This is a genomic window from Streptomyces sp. NPDC050625, from assembly GCF_040654755.1.
In the GTDB taxonomy this organism is placed as follows: Bacteria; Actinomycetota; Actinomycetes; order Streptomycetales; family Streptomycetaceae; genus Streptomyces.
This window is the reverse complement of record NZ_JBFAIQ010000003.1, coordinates 557,764-575,988: the sequence shown is the minus strand read 5'-3', so window position 1 is coordinate 575,988 and position 18,225 is coordinate 557,764. Positions and strand designations below refer to the sequence as shown.

The following is an 18,225-nucleotide window of genomic DNA, read 5'->3' as shown; positions in this document are numbered from 1 at the left end:
TCGCGGGGGAGCGATGAGCACGACCGACGCCGGTGTCGCGGCGATCACCTTGACCGAGCACGAGCTCGGTCCTTACGTCACGCACGTCCCGACGCGCGGCCTGCTGACCGGTCCCGGACTGCCGTACGACGGGGACCTGTTGACGTTCGCGCCGCTGCGCACGGCCGGTCTGCGCACGCTCGCCGACGCCACGGACGGCCCGGCCCGTCTGGCGGAGGAACTGCGGGACCGGCTGGTGATAGGGGAACTGCTCGGCCCGGTGGGCATGGAGACGGAGTCGATCCTGCTCGACGGCGGCACCGGCGAGATCACCACCACGTACCTCGTCGACCCGTCGGACAGCCGCCCGCTCGCGCCCTCGCTGACGACGCTGCTGCGGTTCGCCGCGGTCACCGAGGAACTGGCCGGTCTGCGCGGCCGGTTCGCCTCCTTCGCGGGCCACTACGGCACCAAGACGGCGACCGAGGCGTCCCGCCGGCTCCTCGCCCTCTTCGAGGAGGACACCGACGGCGACGTACCGCCGTACTGGAAGGCGGCCGCGCTGATCCGCCCCCTGGCGCTCGCGGCGGGCCCCGGCAAGGACTCCGGCCTCACCCTGGACGTCCCCGCGCGTCTGCTGGACCAGGAGTTCGGCCACGGCCGCGTGGCCCGCTTCGAGGAGGTCGACTTCCCCGCCACGCTCACCCACGAGCCGACCCGCCGCTTCCTGCGCGAGACGGGCCTGCCCGAGGCCGCGGTCCTCTTCCACCTCGACACGGACGTGCCGCTGCCGACGCTGACGGAGTACTACACGGACGAGCGCGCCGACGAGTACCCGCTCGACGAACTCCCCGCCCACTCGGACCACTTGATACGCCTCGGCTATCTGGTCGAGGACAACAGCCTGGTGGTGGACGGCACGACGGGCGCGGTGCTGAACTTCAGCGAGCCCGAGGCGACCCTCCACCCGCTCAACACGGACGTCTCCACCCTCGCCTTCACCCTCTGGCTGCTGCACCGCGAGCGGGCGATCGACGCGGACCTGGGCGGCGAACTGACCACCGACGCCTACGACCAGCTGGCCGCGACGATGATCCAGGTGCTGTCGGTGGTCGACCCGACGGTCACGGCGTCCGACGCCGACTGGCACTACTGGACGGAACTGTTCCAGGACGAGGCGGGCGGCGTCCTCTGACCGTCGGCCGCCCGCAGTCCCACCCCGCCTGTCCGCGCCTCGTACGCGCGAGCGCTTGGTACGACAACTGGCGCCCTGGCCGTGGGCATGCCACACGAAACGGAGATCAGAGGCCGTGGCGGGAATCGAACCCGCGTAACTCGCTTTGCAGGCGAGTCCCTGAACCACTCGGGCACACGGCCGTGTGCGTGGAATGAACGTAGGGCGGGGTCGGTGGGCGGCTCAAGGGAAGTGCCGGGGGTGCAATGGGATTGCCATACGCCGTTCATGAACGGGGGGTCTAGGACCAAGGTCCGAGGTCGGGGGCGGCTCGCGACAGGGGCAAAGCGGGGCTGTGCGGCTTACCCTGGCGACCATGACCGCCCTTGAGCCGCGCGACGCCGAAGTCGCCGAGGAACCCGTAGACAGAGCCGACGAGAGTGTGCTGGGGCGGTCGTACCGTGCGCTCAGTATCGGGATCGTGTCCGTCGTCCTGCTGATCGCCTTCGAGGCGACCGCCGTGGGGACGGCGATGCCCGTCGCGGCGCGGGAACTGGACGGGCTGGCGCTGTACGCGTTCGCCTTCTCCGGGTACTTCACCACCAGTCTGTTCGGGATGGTGCTCTCGGGGCAGTGGTCGGACCGGCGGGGCCCGCTGGGGCCACTGACCACCGGCATCGCGGCCTTCGCCGCCGGGCTGGTCGTGGCCGGCACCGCCGGTGCGATGTGGCTGTTCATCCTGGGGCGGGCCGTGCAGGGGCTCGGCGGCGGGCTGGTGATCGTCGCGCTGTACGTCGTCGTGGGGCGTGCCTACCCGGAGCGGCTGCGCCCCGCGATCCTGGCCGCGTTCGCCGCCGGGTGGGTCGTACCGTCCATCGTCGGGCCGCTCGCGGCGGGGGCCGTGACCGAGCATCTCGGGTGGCGGTGGGTGTTCATCGGGATACCGGTGCTCGTCGTGTTCCCGCTGGCGCTCGCCACACCGCAGATACGGCAGCGGGCCGCAGGGCCGGTCGATGCGGGCGCGGCGGAAGCCGGCGGTCCCTCGTTCGACCGGCGGCGCATCCGGCTCGCCCTCGGGATCTCGCTCGGCGCCGGGCTGCTCCAGTACGCCGCGCAGGATCTGCGGTGGCTCTCCGTGCTCCCCGCGCTCGCGGGCGCCGCCCTTCTCGTGCCGGCCGTGCTCGGGCTTCTGCCGCGCGGTACCTACCGGGCCGCGCGCGGGCTGCCGTCCGTCGTGCTGCTGCGCGGGGTGGCCGCGGGGTCCTTCATCGCAGCGGAGTCGTTCGTGCCGCTGATGCTGGTGACCCAGCGGGGGCTGTCGCCGACGCTGGCCGGGTTCTCGCTCGCGGCGGGCGGGGTGACCTGGGCGCTCGGGTCGTGGGTGCAGTCGCGGCCGCGGGTGGAGCCGTACCGGGAGCGGCTGATGGCTGTGGGGATGGTGCTGGTCGCGGCCGCGATCGTCGCGGCGCCCAGTGTGCTGATCCACACCGTGCCCGTGTGGACCCTCGCCGTCGCCTGGGCCTTCGGCTGCTTCGGCATGGGGCTGGTGATCGCCTCCGCCGGGGTGCTCCTGCTGCAGCTCTCCGCCCCCGAGGAGGCCGGCGCCAACTCCGCCGCCCTGCAGATCTCCGACGCCCTCTCCAACGTCGTCCTCCTCGCGGTGGCCGGCGCGGCCTTCGCGACGCTGGGCGGCGGCAGTGCGGCACACGCCACGGCCACGGCGGCGGGCGACGGCTCCGGGTCGCATCCGGCCGCCTTCGCCGCCGTGTTCCTGCCCATGGCCGGGGTGGCCCTGATCGGGGCGTGGGTGACCACACGGCTGCGGGAGCGGTGAGGTGGGCCCTACGGCCCTACGGCCCTACGCGGTGAGCGGCCCGGCAGCAGCCGTAATCCGATCGCCCGGCAGCACCCCTAAACCGATCGCCCGGAAGCACCCGTAAACCGATCGCCCGGCCCCGGCCTCCCGGCCTACCCTCCCCGCATGCACCGGCCCGAGCTGACCCTCCCCCTCGGCCCCGCCACCCGGCAGGCCATCGACGACCTCGCGGACGCCCAGGGGCGCACGCCGGAGGATGTCGCCCTGGACGCCGTACGCAGGCATCTCCACGACGAGGAGAACGCCGTGCGCGCCGTCGCCGAGCGGCTGGCCGGGGCGCACGCCGAGTTGTTGAGGAGGCTCGGCGAATGACCCGCCACCTCACCGTCGCCGAGGTCACCGCGCTCGCCGAGATCGCCTTCGGGGGACGGGCGCCCGAGGCCCGGGAGCCGGGGCTGCTCGCCTCGGCCGTACACCGGCCCCGCGCCCGGATGTTCGGTACGGCGGCCTACCGCGACCGGTACGAACAGGCCGCCGCCCTGCTCCACGCCATCGCCACCAACCACCCCCTCGTCGACGGCAACAAGCGCACCGCCTGGCTGGCCGCGGCCACCTTCCTCGCCGTCAACGGGGTCGACCTCGACGACGTGGACCAGGACACGGCGTACGAGCTGGTCGTCGACGTGGCCTCCGGTGAGGAGAGCGATGTCGTCGTGATCGCGCGGCGGTTGCGTGCCCTGTGACGTGGATCCCACCCACGGGGGACCGGGCCTCGTCCGGGCGTTGACACCGCGGGGCCGCCGGTAGGGTGGCCCGGTTGTCATACGTAGCCGACCCGCCCGACCTCCCACGGAGACCGTGACTACCACCGCCGCTTCCCACTCCCACCACCTCTCCCCGGCCTTCCCGGGCCGCGCTCCCTGGGGCACCGCCAGCAAGCTGCGTGCCTGGCAGCAGGGGGCGATGGAGAGGTACGTCCAGGAGCAGCCGCGTGACTTCCTCGCGGTCGCGACCCCGGGCGCGGGCAAGACGACCTTCGCCCTCACGCTCGCCTCCTGGCTGCTGCACCACCACGTCGTGCAGCAGGTGACCGTGGTCGCGCCGACCGAGCACCTGAAGAAGCAGTGGGCGGAGGCGGCCGCGCGGATCGGGATCAAGCTCGACCCCGAGTACAGCGCCGGACCGCTCGGCAAGGACTACGACGGGGTCGCGGTCACCTACGCCGGGGTCGGCGTGCGCCCGATGCTGCACCGCAACCGCGTCGAGCAGCGCAAGACCCTCGTGATCCTCGACGAGATCCACCACGCCGGTGACTCCAAGTCCTGGGGCGAGGCCTGTCTGGAGGCCTTCGAGCCGGCCACGCGACGGCTCGCGCTCACCGGTACGCCCTTCAGGTCCGACACCAACCCCATCCCCTTCGTGACGTACGAGGAGGGGACGGACGGGATCCGGCGGTCGGCGGCCGACTACACCTACGGGTACGGCAACGCGCTCGCCGACCATGTCGTCCGGCCGGTGATCTTCCTCTCCTACAGCGGCAACATGCGCTGGCGGACCAAGGCCGGTGACGAGATCGCCGCCCGGCTCGGCGAGCCCATGACCAAGGACGCCGTCAGCCAGGCCTGGCGCACCGCCCTCGACCCGCGCGGCGAGTGGATGCCCAGCGTGCTGCGCGCCGCCGACCAGCGGCTGACCGAGGTCAGAAAGGGCATCCCGGACGCGGGCGCCCTCGTCATCGCCTCCGACCAGGACTCGGCCCGCGCCTACGCCAAGCTGATCCGCGAGATCACGGGCTCGAAGGCCACGCTGGTCCTCTCCGACGACACCGGCGCCTCGAAACGGATCGACGAGTTCAGCCAGAGCGACGACCGCTGGATGGTCGCCGTCCGCATGGTGTCCGAGGGCGTCGACGTGCCCCGGCTCGCCGTCGGGGTCTACGCCACCACCATCTCCACGCCGCTGTTCTTCGCGCAGGCCGTCGGCCGTTTCGTACGGTCCCGGCGGCGCGGCGAGACCGCCTCCGTCTTCCTGCCGACCATTCCCGACCTGCTCACCTTCGCCAACGAGATGGAGGTGGAGCGGGACCACGCCCTCGACAAGCCGAAGAAGGAGGGCGAGGAGGACCCGTACGCCGAGTCCGAGATGGAGATGGAGGAGGCGAACAAGGAGCAGGACGAGGACACCGGCGAGCAGGACATGCTCCCCTTCGAGGCCCTCGAATCCGATGCCGTCTTCGACCGGGTGCTCTACGACGGCGCCGAGTTCGGTATGCAGGCCCACCCGGGGAGCGAGGAGGAGCAGGACTATCTGGGCATTCCGGGGCTCCTCGAACCCGACCAGGTGCAGCTGCTGCTCCAGAAGCGGCAGGCCCGGCAGATCGCGCACAGCCGCAAGAAGCCCGACGCCGACGCCGACCTGCTCGAACTGCCCGCCGAGCGGCGGCCGGTGGTCAGCCACAAGGAGATGATGGAGCTGCGCAAGCAGCTCAACACGATGGTGAGCGCCTACGTCCACCAGAGCGGCAAGCCCCACGGGGTGATCCACACCGAGCTGCGCCGGGTGTGCGGGGGGCCGCCGAGCGCCGAGGCTACGGCCGGGCAGCTGAGGCAGCGGATCGCCAAGGTGCAGGAGTGGGCCACCCGTATGCGGTGACGCTCGGCAGGGTTCGCCGATTTCTTTCCCGCTCGTCCGCCCGCCGCTACGGCGGGCGGTGTGCGTATCCGGACGAATGTAGGCAGGCCGGATCTGGTCTTGCCCGGATTCTGGACGGAGGCTTCCGCTCAGCGAACCGGCTTCGCTAATGTCCCGCTACGCACACGCCCCGTGGCAGCGCCGCCGCGGAGCGCAGCCGTGAAGCGACTTGGCCCGGAGCCTCCGGGCCGCCATGCCGATCGGCGGCCTCTGAAGCGCGTCGCCGACGGGACTCTGCGACGCATCCGCCGCGAAGAGGTTGCCGACCTCACCACTTAAGGAGTGGGCGTCGTGACCGCGGAGACCTCTCAGACGCTCGACCGGGGACTGCGCGTCCTCAAGCTGCTGGCCGACACGGACCACGGGCTGACCGTCACCGAGCTTTCCAACAAACTGGGCGTGAACCGGACCGTCGTGTACCGGTTGCTGGCCACGCTCGAACAGCATGCGCTGGTACGGCGCGACCTGGGCGGGCGAGCCCGGGTCGGGCTGGGAGTGCTGCGCCTGGGCCGGCAGGTGCATCCGCTGGTACGCGAGGCGGCACTGCCCGCACTGCGGGCACTGGCCGAGGACATCGGGGCGACGGCCCATCTCACGCTCGTCGACGGCACGGAGGCATTGGCCGTCGCGGTGGTCGAACCGACCTGGACGGACTATCACGTCGCCTACCGCGCGGGCTTCCGGCATCCACTGGACCGGGGAGCCGCGGGCCGGGCGATCCTCTCGGCACGGCAGTCGCCGCTGGCGGAGCCCGGATACACCCTGACGCACGGTGAGCTGGAAGCGGGTGCCAGCGGGGCGGCGGCGCCCCTGCTCGGTGTCACGGGCGTGGAGGGCAGCGTCGGGGTCGTGATGCTGGCGGACTCCGTGCCCGAGCGGGTGGGGCCGCGGGTCGTGGACGCGGCCCGGGAGGTCGCCGAAGCGTTGCGCTAGTGGATCCTCCCGGCACCGTGAGCCTGAATTCTTTGGCCGATCCGTAAATCGGACCGTCCCACCTTTGGTCGATTCCCTCACCCCGGCTTCGTCGTCCCTCCGCATCATCAGGGGCCATAACAGCCCCACGGCGGAGGGAACGACACGGTGGAGACAGTCGGAACACGGCCCGGAGCCGGACAGGAAACGAGGCCGGCAGGCCGCCTCACCCGGCGGCAGGCCGTCGGCTCGCTCGTCGGCGAGGCCGAGGGCAGCCCGCTCAAGCGGACCATGGGGGTCGCACAGCTCACGCTGCTGAGCGTGGGCGCGACCCTCGGCACGGGCATCTTCGTCGTGCTCGGGCAGGCCGTCCCCGAAGCGGGCCCGGCCATCGTCGTCTCCTTCGTGCTCGCCGGGGTGACCGCGCTCTTCTCGGCCCTCTCCTACGCCGAGCTGGCCGGCATGATCCCGGGCTCGGGCTCGTCGTACAGCTACGCCTACGCCACCCTCGGGGAGCTCGTCGCCTGGGTGTGCGGCTGGTGTCTGATCCTGGAGTACGGGGTGTCCGTGGCCGCCGTGGCGGTGGGCTGGGGCCAGTACGTCAACGAACTGCTCGACCTCACCCTCGGCGTCACCCTGCCCGAGTCGCTCAGCGCCCCGCCCGGACTCGGCGGCACGCTCAACATCCCGGCCGCCCTCATCGTCGTCCTCGCCATGGTCGTGCTGCTGCGCGGCGCTAAGGAGAGCGCAGTCGCCAACACGATCATGGTCGCGGTGAAGATCGCCGCGCTGGTGATGTTCTGCGCCGTCGCCTTCACCGCGTTTCACGCCGGGAACTTCCAGCCCCTGTTCCCGCTCGGCGCCGCGGGCATGAGCGCCGGTGCCGCCTCCCTGTTCTTCTCCTACATCGGCTTCGACGCCGCCTCCACCGCGGGCGAGGAGGCCAAGAACCCGCAGCGGGACCTGCCGCGCGCCATCATCCTGTCCCTCGTCCTGGTCACCGCCCTGTACGTCCTCGTCGCCGTCGCCGCGCTCGGCGCCATGCCGTGGACGAAGTTCGAGGGCACCGAGGCCACACTGAGCCAGGTGCTGGTACACGCCGTCGGCGGCGGGAACGTCTGGCCGATCCTGCTCTCCATCGGTGCCGTCGTCGCCACCACCAGCGTCGTGCTGACCGTGCAGTACGGGCAGATCCGCATCCTGTTCGCGATGGCCCGGGACGGTCTCGTGCCGCCGCTGTTCGCCAAGGTGCATCCGCGCACCGGGGTGCCGCGCGCCAGCACGGTCATCGTCTCCGGCTTCATCGCGGTGCTCGCCGCGCTCGTTCCGCTCGGCAGCCTCGCCGACGCCACCAGCATCGGCACCCTCTTCGCCTTCATGCTGGTCAACCTGGCGGTCGTCATCCTGCGCCGGCGCAGTCCCGGGGCCTCCCGCTCCTTCCGCGTCCCCTTCTCCCCGGTCACGCCCCTGCTCGGCGTGGGCTTCTGCGCCTACATGCTGTTCAGCCTCGGCGCCGACACCTGGATCGCCTTCGGGGTGTGGATGGCGGTGGGCCTCGTCCTCTACGGCTGCTACGGCATCCGGCACTCCAAGCTCAACCGGCTCGACCGTCTCGACCAGCTCCCGCAGGACCTCGCATGACCTCCCTGGACCTCACCGCCGACGTCGTCGACCTCACCCGGGCTCTCGTCGACCTCCCCTCCGAGAGCGGCGGGGAGGCCGCGATCGCGGATGCCGTCCAGGCGGCCCTGGCCGCCCTGCCCCACCTCACCGTGGAACGCGTCGGGAACTCGGTCGTCGCCCGCACCGCGCTCGGCCGCCCCCGACGGGCCGTGATCGCCGGGCACCTGGACACCGTCCCGGCCGCCGGCAACCTCCCCTCCCGGCTCGCCGACGACCGCGTCCACGGACTCGGCGCCTGCGACATGAAGGGCGGGGTGGCCGTGGCGCTGCGGCTCGCGGCCACCGTCCCGGACCCGGCGCTCGACCTCACCTACGTCTTCTACGAGTGCGAGGAGGTCGTGGGCGAGCGCAACGGGCTCGGCCGGATCGCCGCCGAACGGCCCGGCCTCCTCGAACAGGCCGACCTCGCCATCCTCATGGAGCCCTCCGACGCCGGGGTCGAGGCGGGCTGCCAGGGCATCCTCAGCGCCGACATCGTCGTACGGGGCGAACGCGCCCACACCGCCCGCGCCTGGAAGGGCGTCAACGCCGCCCACAAGGCCGCCCGTGTCCTCCAGCGGCTCGACGACCACACGCCGGAGCGCGTCGTCATCGACGGGCTGGAGTACCGGGAGGGGCTCGGCGCGGTCGCCGTACGGGCCGGGGTAGCCGGGAACGTCGTGCCCGACGAGTGTGTCGTCACGGTCAACTCCCGCTTCGCACCGAGCCGTTCGGCCGAGGAGGCGGAGGCGTACGTCCGCGGGCTGTTCCCCGGGTACGAGGTGTGGGTCACCGAGGTCGTGCCGGGGGCGCTGCCCGGCCTGGAGCAGGTCGGTGACCTCGTCGCCGTGCTCGGCGCCGAGCCCCGGCCCAAGCTCGGCTGGACCGACGTGGCCCGGTTCGCCGCACTGGGCGTGCCCGCGCTCAACTACGGCCCCGGGGACCCGTCGCTCGCGCACACGGCGGGGGAGTACGTCCCCGTGGCGCAGCTGCGCGAGTGCGAGGACCGCCTCAGGAAGTGGCTCCTCTGAGGCCCGCGAGGACCCTCAACTGGAGCCACAGCACCAGCCGTTCGTCGGGATCGTCCAGGTCGATCCCGATGTGCTGCTGGGCCTGCTTCAGCCGGTAGCGGCAGGTGTTGGGGTGCACGGCGAGCAGCTTGGCCGCGCCCGCCATGTCGCAGCCCGCGTCCAGCCAGCAGACCAGGGTGCGGGCGTAGTCCGTGCCCTGTTCCGCGTCGTACGCCAGTACCCGCCGCCAGGCGCCCGCGCTCAACTCCCGCCGCTCGCCGAGCAGTTCCGCCAGCCGCAGCAGGGTGATGCGCGGGCGCACCTCGTCCACCGTCGCCACGGGCAGTTCGGGGCCCAGCACCCGCAGCACCAGGTCCGCGTCCGCCCGCGAGTCGGCCGCCCCGCCGACATCCGGCACCACCTCGCCCAGCGCCGCCCGCACCGGCACCCGCAGTGCCTGCCCGGCCCGCAGCACGATGTCCTCCGCCAGCCTCTTGTGGCTGTGTCTATTTGTTCGCCGCAGAGGCGCTCCAGCCGGTGTCGAGTGACCGACCGTGCTCAGCCCTTCGGGCCTGCGCGCGCTCGGCCCCTCGACACCGGCGCGCCCCTGCGGCTCACGGGCGCCGGGCGCCGGAAGCAGCGCGTACACCACCCCGTCGGCCAGCACGCACGCGTGCCGCCCGTAGCGCGCCTCGCACTGCAGGCGTACGACGTCCAGCAGACGCAGGGCGGTCCGCTCGGAGTCCGGCACGCTCGCCGTCGCGTCGAGGACGAACGCGGCCACCCGCACGGCGCCCTCCAGCCCCAGCCGGTGGCCTGCCGTCGACGCGTCGGCGGTGCCCTCCAGCAGCCTGCGCAGCAGATCGCTGTTCTGGTGCCGGGCCAGTTCCTGCGCGGCCCGGGCGCGCAGCAGGAGCAGCGCGGCCGTGGAGGCGCCCTGCGCGAGGGTCTCCTCGGCGTCGGGCGCGAGCGTGCCGTCGTCGACCACCCACACCGATCCGAGCGTCTCGCCGCCCGCCCGGACGGGCATCGCCAGCCGGGGCAGGTCCGCGTCCCGCAGCGCGGGCAGCCGCACCGGCCGGTCGGCCGCGAACAGCACCCGGTACTGCTCGGTGTTCTCCGAGCTGGGCGGCACCTGGAGGCCCAGGATGCCCTGCCGGCGGTCCTCGTCGACGACCTGGCCGGGGACGGTCGAGTAGGCCAGGATCCGCTGCCGGGTGTCCTCGATGGCGGTGGCCCCGCCCGCCGCCGCGGCGATCGCGTCGGCCAGCGCGAACAGATCGCCGAGCCCGCTGCCGGAAGCGGCGGGCCGGGCGCCGATCGCGGACGCCAGCAGCAGGTGGATGTGGTGCCAGGCCGCGTCCTCGTCGACCGACAGCAGCGCCACGCCCCGCGCCTCCGCCTCGTCGGCCGGGCCGTCCGTCCCCCGCACCACGATCCCGGTCATCCCGGCCTCGGCGGCCGCCCGCACCAGCGGCCCGGCCGCCGCCGCGCGCACCCCGACCGCGAGGAGCAGCGCGCAGGGCAGCTGGGGGAGCGGGGCGTGGGCGTCGTACAGCACCGCCTCGGTGACCGGCACGGTCAGTCCGGCGGGGGCGGTGTGCAGGCGTACGGAGGGACCGCCGATGACGTCCAGGAGGTCGCCGAGCGTGCAGGCGTCCATGGGGTCCTCACCTTCCGGTACCGGCCGAGGGCGTCGGCCGAGGGCGTCGGCCGACACGGTTGGCCGACAGGGTTGGCCAACAGGGTTGGCTGACGGTACCGGCCGCGGTATTGGCCGATCTCCAAACGAACGTACGCATGTGTTGTCCACTCGCACAACACGCGCCCGCGCATCGCCTCCGAGACTCTGACCATGACAGGAGTCACCATCCGTACCGTCCACGACGTCATCGGGCTCGCGGCCGTGAGCGACTACTTCAGCGACGTCTGGCAGACACCCCGCAGCGCGCCCCCCTATCCGGCCGAGGTGCTGCACAGCCTCGTCCACGCGGGCGGTGCCGTGCACGCCGCCTACGACGGGGAGCGGCTGGCGGGGGCGTCCGTGGCCGTGTTCGGCCCGGGCCAGGAGACCTACTCGCTGGTGGCGGCCGCCGACCGGGGCCTCGGGTACGCGGTGAAGCAGGCCCAGCGCGCCTGGGCACTGGACCTCGGCGCCCGCACCATGCGCTGGACCTTCGACCCCCTGGTGGGCCGCAACGCCCGCTTCAACCTGGCCAAGCTGGGCGCGGTCGGCACCGAGTACCTGGTCGATTTCTACGGCCCGATGGCGGACGGCGTGAACGACGGCGACGAGAGCGACCGGCTGACGGTGACCTGGGACCTGACGGCGCCGACCCCGTCGTACACCACGGCGGACGACCGCGAGGCGGCACCGTCCACGCACACGGCCCCCGACGGCGACGTCCTCGCCCGCCGCGACCTCGCCGGCCGGCAGGTGCACTGCCGCGTCCCGGACGACATCGTGAAGCTGCGCACCGCCGACCCCGTGCTGGCGCTGCGCTGGCGGCACGCCGTGCGCGAGGTCTTCACCGAGGCCTTCGCCGAGGGATTCACCGCCACCGGAATGTCCCGCGACGGCTGGTACACGCTCACCCGGACGGAGGAAGCGGCATGAAGCTGGAGCGCGTAGAGATCGTCCACGTCGCGATCCCGCTCGTCACCCCCTTCCGCACCTCCTTCGGGACCATGACGACGAAGGACACCTTCCTGCTGCACGTCGTCACCGACGCGGCCGAGGGCTGGTCGGAGTTCGCCGCCGACCCCGAGCCGCTGTACTGCTCGGAGTTCACCGCCGGCGCCGAGATCGTCCTGCGCGACTTCCTGCTGCCGCGCGTCGCCGCCCTCCCGCACCTCACCACGGCCGCCCTGGCCCCCGCGATGGCGAAGATCAAGGGGCACGAGCTGGCGAAGGCCGCCCTGGAGACGGCGGTCCTGGACGCGGAGCTGCGCGCGCACGGCATGCCGCTGGCGACCTATCTGGGCGCGGTGCGGGACCGGGTCCCCGCCGGTGTCTCGGTCGGCATCAAGGACTCCCTGGCCGAGCTGCTGGACGACGTCGAGCGCTATCTCGCCGAGGGGTACGTCCGCATCAAGCTGAAGATAGAGCCCGGCTGGGACGTCGAGCCGGTACGTGCCGTGCGCGAGCGCTTCGGCACGGCGCTGCCCCTCCAGGTCGACGCCAACACGGCCTACACCCTCGCCGACGCCGAGCATCTGCGCCGTCTCGACGACTTCGGGCTGCTGCTGATCGAGGAGCCGCTGGAGGAGAACAACCTGTACGCCCACGCGCGCCTCCAGCAGCGCATCAGCACCCCCGTCTGCCTGGACGAGTCCCTGCACAACGCCGCCGACACCGCCTCCGCGATCTCCCTGGACGCCTGCCGGGTCGTGAACGTCAAGCCCGCCCGGGTCGGCGGCTATCTGGAGGCCCGTCGCATCCACGACGTGGCCCACGCCCACGGCGTCCCGGTGTGGTGCGGCGGCATGCTGGAGACGGGCATCGGCCGCGCCCCGAACCTGGCCCTGGCCGCCCTGCCCGGCTTCACCCTCCCCGGTGACACCTCGGCGTCCTCCCGCTACTTCGCCGAGGACATCACCGAGCCCTTCGTGCTCCAGGACGGCCATCTGCCCGTCCCGACCGCGCCGGGCATCGGCATCGAGCCGCTCCCGGAGGCGCTGCGCCGCTTCACCCGGGAGCGCCGGGACCTGTACCGGGCCGGCACGGGCCGACCCGCCGGCCCGTGCTGAACCGGCCGCCCCGTGCCGGTGGCCGGAAGTGCTCGCCACGTTAGATTGACCTCGTGCTCTCTCGTCTCACGCGCCTCCAGGCCGTCGCCGTCTGCGCCCTGCCCGTCGTGGCCCTGCTCGCCACGGCGGCGTTCGCGCCGCTGCCGTTCTCGGTGGCGCAGCCGGGGATGACGGCGAACGTGCTGGGCAAGAACCGGGACACCGAGGTGATCACGATCTCCGGGGCGCCGACCCGGGCCACGAACGGGCAGCTGCGGATGACGACCATCGAGGCGACCGGCCCGGACACACAGGTGCCGCTCGGTGACGTGGTCGACGGCTGGTTCCGCACGGACCGGGCGGTGATGCCGCGCGACGCGGTCTACCCGAGCGGCAACAGCGTCAAGGAGATCGAGCAGCACAACGCCGAGCAGATGCGGCAGTCCCAGGACGCGGCGACCCAGGCGGCGCTGAAGTACCTGAAGCTGAGCGACAAGGACGTCAAGGTCTCGCTGAAGCTGGCCGACGTCGGCGGGCCCAGCGCGGGGCTGCTGTTCTCGCTCGGGATCATCGACAAGCTGAGCGGCAACGGCAGCGGCGGCGACCTCACGGGCGGCCGCACCGTCGCCGGCACGGGGACCATCGACACGAACGGCACCGTCGGCGCGGTCGGTGGCGTGGCCTTGAAGACACAGGCCGCGCGGCGGGACGGGGCGACCGTCTTCCTGGTGCCGAAGGAAGAGTGCCGCGAGGCGAAGTCGGAGCTCCCGAAGGGGCTGCGACTGGTTCCGGTGACCACCCTGAAGGGGGCGGTGGACTCCCTGGTGGCACTTCAGAAGGGGCAGGGCTCGGTACCGAGCTGCTAGCCGCCTACTTCACGAACCCCTGCGCCTTCATCCAGTCCAGAGCCACCTGGTGCGGATCCTCCCCGTCGACGTCCACCTTCGCGTTGAGCGTCTGTGCCACGGCGTTGTCGAGCTTCGCCGTGACGGGGTCGAGTACGTCGGCGATGGCCGGCCACTCCTTCAGGGTGCGGGAGTTGATCTCGGGGGCCGCGTTGTAGTTGGGGAAGAACTTCCGGTCGTCCGCCATCACCTCCAGGCCCATGGCACGGATCCGCCCGTCGGTCGTGTAGACCTCCCCGTAGGTGCAACTCCCCTTCGCCGTCTCGGTGTAGATGATCCCGGTGTCCATCTGTGTGATGTCCGACGCCGGGACCTTCATCCCGTACGCCTTCTGCATCCCCCGCAGCCCGTCCGCCCGGTTGGCGAACTCGCCCTCCACGCACAGCGTCACGGCCCCGGGACGCGACCTGGTCAGCGCGGCCACGTCCGACAGGGTCCGGGTGCCGTACCGCCTGGCGGCGGCCCGGTTCACGGCGAGGGCGTAGGTGTTGTCCAGCCGCGACGGCGCCAGCCAGGTCAGCCCGTTGGCGAGGTCCGCGTCGCGCACCGCCTGCCACTGCTGGTGCGGGTCGGGGATCGGTTCGCTGTTGCCCTGGTACGTGATCCAGGCGGTGCCCGTGTAGTCGTACATGGCGTCCGCGTCCCCGCTCCTGACCGCCTCCCGCGCCCCGATAGAGCCCTGGATACCGGTCCGGTCGAGGACGTCCGCACCCGCCGCCTGGAAGGCGATGCCCATCATCGCGCCGAGGATGAGGCTCTCGGTGTCCGCCTTCGACGTCACCGTCAGATGGGCACCCTTGAGCGGCCGCCCCTGCCCGACGGAGCCCGGCCGGACGTCGTCGACCATCGGTGACCCGCTGCTCAGCCCACACCCGGACACCACCACCAGCACCCCGGCCAACAGCAGACGCACGCGGCGACTCACGTCTCCACCGCCGTGCTCCCGGCGCTGCTCAGCACGCCGAGGCGGCCGCTTCCGCCGAATGGGGTGAGGGTGGCCGTGTCGGCGTTGAGGACCAGCGGGATGGCGAGGGGGAGTTGCACGCGGGGCGGCACGCCGGGCGAGGACGTGGCGATGTCGCGGGCCGACGGCGGATGGGCGCGGCGGTTCACCTCTTCACCGCCGTGCTCCCGGCGCTGCTCAGCACGCCGAGGCGGCCGCTTCCGCCGAACGCGGCCAGGGTGGCCGTGCCGGCGTTGAGGACCAGCGCGGTGCGTACGCCGGCCAGGATCGGCGGGGTGGCGAGGGGGAGTTCCACGCGGGTCGGTACGCCCGGTGAGGACATGCTGGTGTCGCTGGTCGGCCGTAGGCGGGTGCGGCGGCTCACGTCTTCACCGTCGTGACCCTGGTGGTGATCAGTATGCCGACCGCCGCCTTCGCCGAAGGCCGTGAGGGGGAGTTCCACGCGGGTCGGCACGCCCGGTGAGGACATGCCGGTGTCGCTGGTCGGCCGTAGGCGGGTGCGGCGGCTCACGTCTTCACCGCCGTGACCCTGGTGGTGATCAGTATGCCGACCGCCGCCTCCGCCGAAGGCCGTGAGGGGGAGTTCCACGCGGGTCGGCACGCCCGGTGAGGACATGCCGGTGTCGCTGGTCGGCCGTAGGCGGGCGCCGTGGTTCACGTCTCCACCGCCAGTCCGCGTGGTCGCAGCAGCAGTTCGGCCAGTGAGGCCAGCCAGTCGACCAGCAGGGCGAGGGTGACCGTGAGGATGGAGCCCAGGATCAGTACCGGCATGCGGCGGGTGGTGATTCCGGCGGTGATCAGCACGCCGAGGCCGCCGCCTCCGCCGAAGGCCGCGAGCGTGGCCGTGCCGACGTTGAGGACCAGCGCCGTGCGTACCCCGGCCAGGATCAGCGGGACGGCGAGGGGGAGTTCCACGCGGGCCAGCACGCCCGGCGAGGACATGCCGATGCCGCGGGCTGCTTCGAGCAGGGTCGGGTCGTTCGCCTTCAGGCCCGTGACGGTGTTCGCGAGCACCGGCAGCAGGGCGTAGGCGGTGATGCCGATCAGGGCCGCCTTCATGCCGGTGCCGAGCCAGATCACCAGCAGGGCGAGCAGCCCGATCGCCGGTGTCGCCTGGCCCGTGTTGGCCAGCGCCATCACGACCGGGGTGGCCCGCCGGAATGCCGCGCGGGTCAGCAGGATGCCCAGCGGGATCGCGATGACCAGCACGAAGAAGGTCGAGATCACGGTGAGTTCGACGTGCTGCCACAGGGCCTTGGACACCTGGCCGCCCGACAGCGCGTTCCGGGACACCGCGTCCAGGTCGGCCCGCCGGAACCACACCAGGGTCGCCAGCAGGACCGTCGTCAGCATGGCCGGCATGACGGTCAGCTTCTGCCAGGTGAGCCGGCGGTGTGGCCGAGGCGGCGGGGTCCGGGCCCCTTTCGGGCCGATGGCATCCGTGGACCCGGCCCCGGCCGCCGGATCTTCCGGTCCGGTCGGCCCCTCCAGCTCATCCAGGCGCCCCGGGGTCGTCACGGCGTGCTCCTCCCTCCGGCGTCCGCCGGCCGGTCGGCCGCCAGCAGTTCGTGCACGGAGTGCATCAGCGTGCCCACGTCGACGACACCCGCGTACTCCCCGTCGGCCCCGGTCACCGCGACCCGGCCCGCGCTGTCCGTCAGCAGCGCCTCCAGCGCGTCCCGCAGCGTCGCGTCCCGGGGCACGGTGCGCCGCACCGGTGTGCCCGTGCGCGCCGGCGAGTCCCCCGACCGCGCGAGGTCGCCGCGCCTGAGCCAGCTGCCGGGGCGGCGCTGCCGGTCGAGGAGGAGGATCTCGTCCGTACCGCTTCCCCGCAGCCGGTCGAGGATCTCGTGCGGCGGGGTGTCCTCGGTGGCCGTGGGACAGCCGGCGATCCCCACATCCCGTACGCGGGTCAGATTGAGCCGCTTGAGCGCCGCCCCCGCGCCCACGAACCCGGACACGAAGTCGTCCGCTGGGCCGGTGAGGATCGCCTCCGGGGTGTCGAACTGGGCGATGCGCGAGCGCTCGCGCAGCACCGCGATCCGGTCACCCAGTTTGATCGCCTCGTCGAAGTCGTGGGTGACGAAGACGATCGTCTTGTGCAGCTCGCGCTGGAGCCGGATCAGCTCGTCCTGGAGCCGGTCGCGGGTGATCGGGTCCAGCGCGCCGAACGGCTCGTCCATCAGCAGGACCGGCGGATCGGCGGCCAGGGCCCGGGCCACCCCGACGCGCTGCTGCTGGCCACCGGAGAGCCCGCGCGGATAGCGGTCGTGGAACTCGCCGGGGTCGAGACCGACCAGGACGAGCATCTCCTCCACCCGCCGCCTGATCCGTGGCTTCGGCCAGCCGAGCATCCGCGGTACGAGCGCGATGTTCTGGGCGGCGGTCAGGTGCGGGAACAGCCCGGACGACTGGATCGCGTACCCGACGTTCCGGCGCAGCCGCACCGGGTCCATGGCGGTGACGTCCGCGCCGTCGATCCGGACACGGCCCCCGGTCGGCTCGATCAGCCGGTTGATCATCTTCAGGGTGGTCGACTTTCCGCAGCCGGACGGGCCGACGAGTACGACGGTCTCGCCCGCCCCGATCCGCATGGTCACGTCGTCCACGGAGGGGTCCGTGCTGCCCGGATAGCGCTTGGTGAGGTGCTCCAGCTCGATCGAGGCGCCGTGGGTGCCGGTGCTGCCGCCGGGTTCGGCCGCGGATCGCCCTGGAAGCTCAACCACGGATCCCCCTGGAAATCGTCAGCCGTCCGACCAGCACGTACGCGGCGTCGAACAGCAACGCGAGGACGACGATCCCGAGCGTGCCCGCGAGTACCTGGTTGAGCGCGTTCCTGCTGCCCAGGGAGGCGATCCCGCGGAAGATCTCGTTGCCCAGACCGGGCCCGGAGGCATAGGCGGCGACGGCCGCGATGCCCATCAGCATCTGGGTGGAGATCCGGATGCCGGTCAGGATCGACGGCCAGGCCAGCGGCAGCTCCACCCGCAGCAGCCGGGCGCGGCGGGACATGCCGATGCCGCGCGCCGCGTCCAGCAGCACGGGATCGACTTCGCGCAGGCCCACGACCGAGTTCCGCACGATCGGCAGCAGCCCGTACAGCGTCAGCGCGATCACCGTCGGTGGTACGCCAAGGCCCACGGCCGGGATCAGCAGGCCGATCAGGGCGAGGGACGGAATGGTCAGGACGGTGGCGGTGGTCGTGGTGGCGAGGTTCCCGGCCCATTCGCTGCGGTGGGTGAGGACCCCGATCAGCACTCCGAGGAGGGTCGCCACGACCATGCACTGGAAGACGACACTGGCGTGCTGGTAGGCGTCCGTGAGCAGCTGTTGGTGCCGCTCGCCCAGGTACTCCCAGAAGCCCACGCCCTGCTCACCCCCGG

At 72.4% G+C, this 18,225-nt stretch carries 17 protein-coding genes, 1 tRNA gene and 1 pseudogene; 11 read left to right on the top strand and 8 right to left on the bottom strand.

Annotated elements, in window-relative coordinates:
- Window positions 1-13: 13 nt before the first annotated feature.
- Entirely contained in the window at window positions 14-1,174 is a 1,161-nt protein-coding gene (locus AB0I54_RS10150; protein WP_363295447.1) for an SUKH-4 family immunity protein, read from the top strand.
- A 110-nt stretch (window positions 1,175-1,284) separates the two neighbouring features.
- On the opposite strand, the gene AB0I54_RS10145 is transcribed toward AB0I54_RS10150, so the two are convergent.
- Window positions 1,285-1,356: transfer RNA gene (locus tag AB0I54_RS10145), tRNA-Cys, on the bottom strand.
- A gap of 173 nt (window positions 1,357-1,529) precedes the next feature.
- On the opposite strand from AB0I54_RS10145, the gene AB0I54_RS10140 reads away from it, so the two are divergent.
- The 7 genes from AB0I54_RS10140 to dapE all read left to right on the top strand — a co-directional run bounded on the left by AB0I54_RS10140 (window position 1,530) and on the right by dapE (window position 9,265).
- Complete coding sequence (locus AB0I54_RS10140) at window positions 1,530-2,987, top strand: MFS transporter (protein WP_363295446.1); 1,458 nt, start codon at window positions 1,530-1,532, stop codon at window positions 2,985-2,987.
- Between the two features lie 147 nt (window positions 2,988-3,134).
- Complete coding sequence (locus AB0I54_RS10135; RefSeq protein WP_363295445.1) at window positions 3,135-3,341, top strand: hypothetical protein; 207 nt, start codon at window positions 3,135-3,137, stop codon at window positions 3,339-3,341.
- On the top strand, window positions 3,338-3,712 hold the full coding sequence (locus tag AB0I54_RS10130) for a type II toxin-antitoxin system death-on-curing family toxin (protein ID WP_363295444.1): 375 nt from the start codon (window positions 3,338-3,340) through the stop codon (window positions 3,710-3,712). The genes AB0I54_RS10135 and AB0I54_RS10130 overlap by 4 nt, the downstream gene beginning before the upstream one ends.
- Window positions 3,713-3,827: 115 nt before the next feature.
- Window positions 3,828-5,621, top strand: a complete 1,794-nt coding sequence (locus AB0I54_RS10125) for a DEAD/DEAH box helicase (RefSeq protein WP_363295443.1) — start codon at window positions 3,828-3,830, stop codon at window positions 5,619-5,621.
- 330 nt (window positions 5,622-5,951) lie between these two features.
- Complete coding sequence (locus tag AB0I54_RS10120) at window positions 5,952-6,593, top strand: helix-turn-helix domain-containing protein (RefSeq protein WP_363295442.1); 642 nt, start codon at window positions 5,952-5,954, stop codon at window positions 6,591-6,593.
- Between the two features lie 147 nt (window positions 6,594-6,740).
- Window positions 6,741-8,213, top strand: coding sequence for an amino acid permease (locus tag AB0I54_RS10115; RefSeq protein WP_363295441.1), 1,473 nt, complete (start codon window positions 6,741-6,743; stop codon window positions 8,211-8,213).
- Window positions 8,210-9,265 carry a succinyl-diaminopimelate desuccinylase gene (gene dapE / locus AB0I54_RS10110; protein WP_363295440.1) on the top strand — a complete coding sequence of 352 codons (1,056 nt, stop codon included), beginning with the start codon at window positions 8,210-8,212 and terminating at the stop codon, window positions 9,263-9,265. Before AB0I54_RS10115 ends, dapE begins: the two co-directional genes overlap by 4 nt.
- Here the strand turns inward: dapE and AB0I54_RS10105 are convergent.
- Complete coding sequence (locus AB0I54_RS10105; RefSeq protein WP_363295439.1) at window positions 9,246-10,907, bottom strand: helix-turn-helix domain-containing protein; 1,662 nt, start codon at window positions 10,905-10,907, stop codon at window positions 9,246-9,248. The two genes, dapE and AB0I54_RS10105, sit on opposite strands and share 20 nt — an antisense overlap.
- Window positions 10,908-11,099: 192 nt before the next feature.
- Here AB0I54_RS10105 and AB0I54_RS10100 point away from each other — a divergent pair, with 192 nt between their 5' ends.
- Genes AB0I54_RS10100 through AB0I54_RS10090 form a run of 3 tightly spaced genes read left to right on the top strand, consistent with a single transcriptional unit; the run spans window position 11,100 to window position 13,839 of the window.
- Entirely contained in the window at window positions 11,100-11,861 is a 762-nt protein-coding gene (locus tag AB0I54_RS10100) for a chorismate synthase (protein ID WP_363295438.1), read from the top strand.
- Window positions 11,858-12,994, top strand: a complete 1,137-nt coding sequence (menC, locus tag AB0I54_RS10095) for an o-succinylbenzoate synthase (RefSeq protein WP_363295437.1) — start codon at window positions 11,858-11,860, stop codon at window positions 12,992-12,994. Before AB0I54_RS10100 ends, menC begins: the two co-directional genes overlap by 4 nt.
- Window positions 12,995-13,047: 53 nt before the next feature.
- Window positions 13,048-13,839 (top strand): S16 family serine protease, encoded by a 792-nt coding sequence (locus tag AB0I54_RS10090; protein WP_363295436.1) that lies wholly within the window; start codon window positions 13,048-13,050, stop codon window positions 13,837-13,839.
- A gap of 4 nt (window positions 13,840-13,843) precedes the next feature.
- On the opposite strand, the gene AB0I54_RS10085 is transcribed toward AB0I54_RS10090, so the two are convergent.
- The 6 genes and pseudogenes from AB0I54_RS10085 to AB0I54_RS10060 all read right to left on the bottom strand — a co-directional run bounded on the left by AB0I54_RS10085 (window position 13,844) and on the right by AB0I54_RS10060 (window position 18,208).
- Window positions 13,844-14,725 carry a glycine betaine ABC transporter substrate-binding protein gene (locus AB0I54_RS10085; RefSeq protein ID WP_363295520.1) on the bottom strand — a complete coding sequence of 294 codons (882 nt, stop codon included), beginning with the start codon at window positions 14,723-14,725 and terminating at the stop codon, window positions 13,844-13,846.
- A 74-nt stretch (window positions 14,726-14,799) separates the two neighbouring features.
- On the bottom strand, window positions 14,800-14,991 hold the full coding sequence (locus tag AB0I54_RS10080; protein WP_363295435.1) for a hypothetical protein: 192 nt from the start codon (window positions 14,989-14,991) through the stop codon (window positions 14,800-14,802).
- An 11-nt stretch (window positions 14,992-15,002) separates the two neighbouring features.
- Window positions 15,003-15,164, bottom strand: a pseudogene (locus AB0I54_RS10075) (ABC transporter permease); the annotation flags it as partial.
- A 332-nt stretch (window positions 15,165-15,496) separates the two neighbouring features.
- On the bottom strand, window positions 15,497-16,276 hold the full coding sequence (locus AB0I54_RS10070; RefSeq protein WP_363295519.1) for an ABC transporter permease: 780 nt from the start codon (window positions 16,274-16,276) through the stop codon (window positions 15,497-15,499).
- Between the two features lie 80 nt (window positions 16,277-16,356).
- On the bottom strand, window positions 16,357-17,568 hold the full coding sequence (locus AB0I54_RS10065; protein ID WP_363295434.1) for a betaine/proline/choline family ABC transporter ATP-binding protein: 1,212 nt from the start codon (window positions 17,566-17,568) through the stop codon (window positions 16,357-16,359).
- Complete coding sequence (locus tag AB0I54_RS10060) at window positions 17,561-18,208, bottom strand: ABC transporter permease (RefSeq protein WP_363295433.1); 648 nt, start codon at window positions 18,206-18,208, stop codon at window positions 17,561-17,563. Before AB0I54_RS10060 ends, AB0I54_RS10065 begins: the two co-directional genes overlap by 8 nt.
- Between the last annotated feature and the right edge of the window lie 17 nt (window positions 18,209-18,225).

Excerpts from the sequence above, each read along its gene's own strand:
- AB0I54_RS10150 (WP_363295447.1), top strand. The coding sequence starts at position 14 with ATGAGCACGACCGACGCCGGTGTCGCGGCGATCACCTTGACCGAGCAC.
- AB0I54_RS10140 (WP_363295446.1), top strand. The coding sequence starts at position 1,530 with ATGACCGCCCTTGAGCCGCGCGACGCCGAAGTCGCCGAGGAACCCGTA.
- AB0I54_RS10135 (WP_363295445.1), top strand. The coding sequence starts at position 3,135 with ATGCACCGGCCCGAGCTGACCCTCCCCCTCGGCCCCGCCACCCGGCAG.
- AB0I54_RS10130 (WP_363295444.1), top strand. The coding sequence starts at position 3,338 with ATGACCCGCCACCTCACCGTCGCCGAGGTCACCGCGCTCGCCGAGATC.
- dapE (WP_363295440.1), top strand. The coding sequence starts at position 8,210 with ATGACCTCCCTGGACCTCACCGCCGACGTCGTCGACCTCACCCGGGCT.
- AB0I54_RS10105 (WP_363295439.1), bottom strand. The coding sequence starts at position 10,907 with ATGGACGCCTGCACGCTCGGCGACCTCCTGGACGTCATCGGCGGTCCC.
- AB0I54_RS10100 (WP_363295438.1), top strand. The coding sequence starts at position 11,100 with ATGACAGGAGTCACCATCCGTACCGTCCACGACGTCATCGGGCTCGCG.
- menC (WP_363295437.1), top strand. The coding sequence starts at position 11,858 with ATGAAGCTGGAGCGCGTAGAGATCGTCCACGTCGCGATCCCGCTCGTC.
- AB0I54_RS10085 (WP_363295520.1), bottom strand. The coding sequence starts at position 14,725 with ATGGTCGACGACGTCCGGCCGGGCTCCGTCGGGCAGGGGCGGCCGCTC.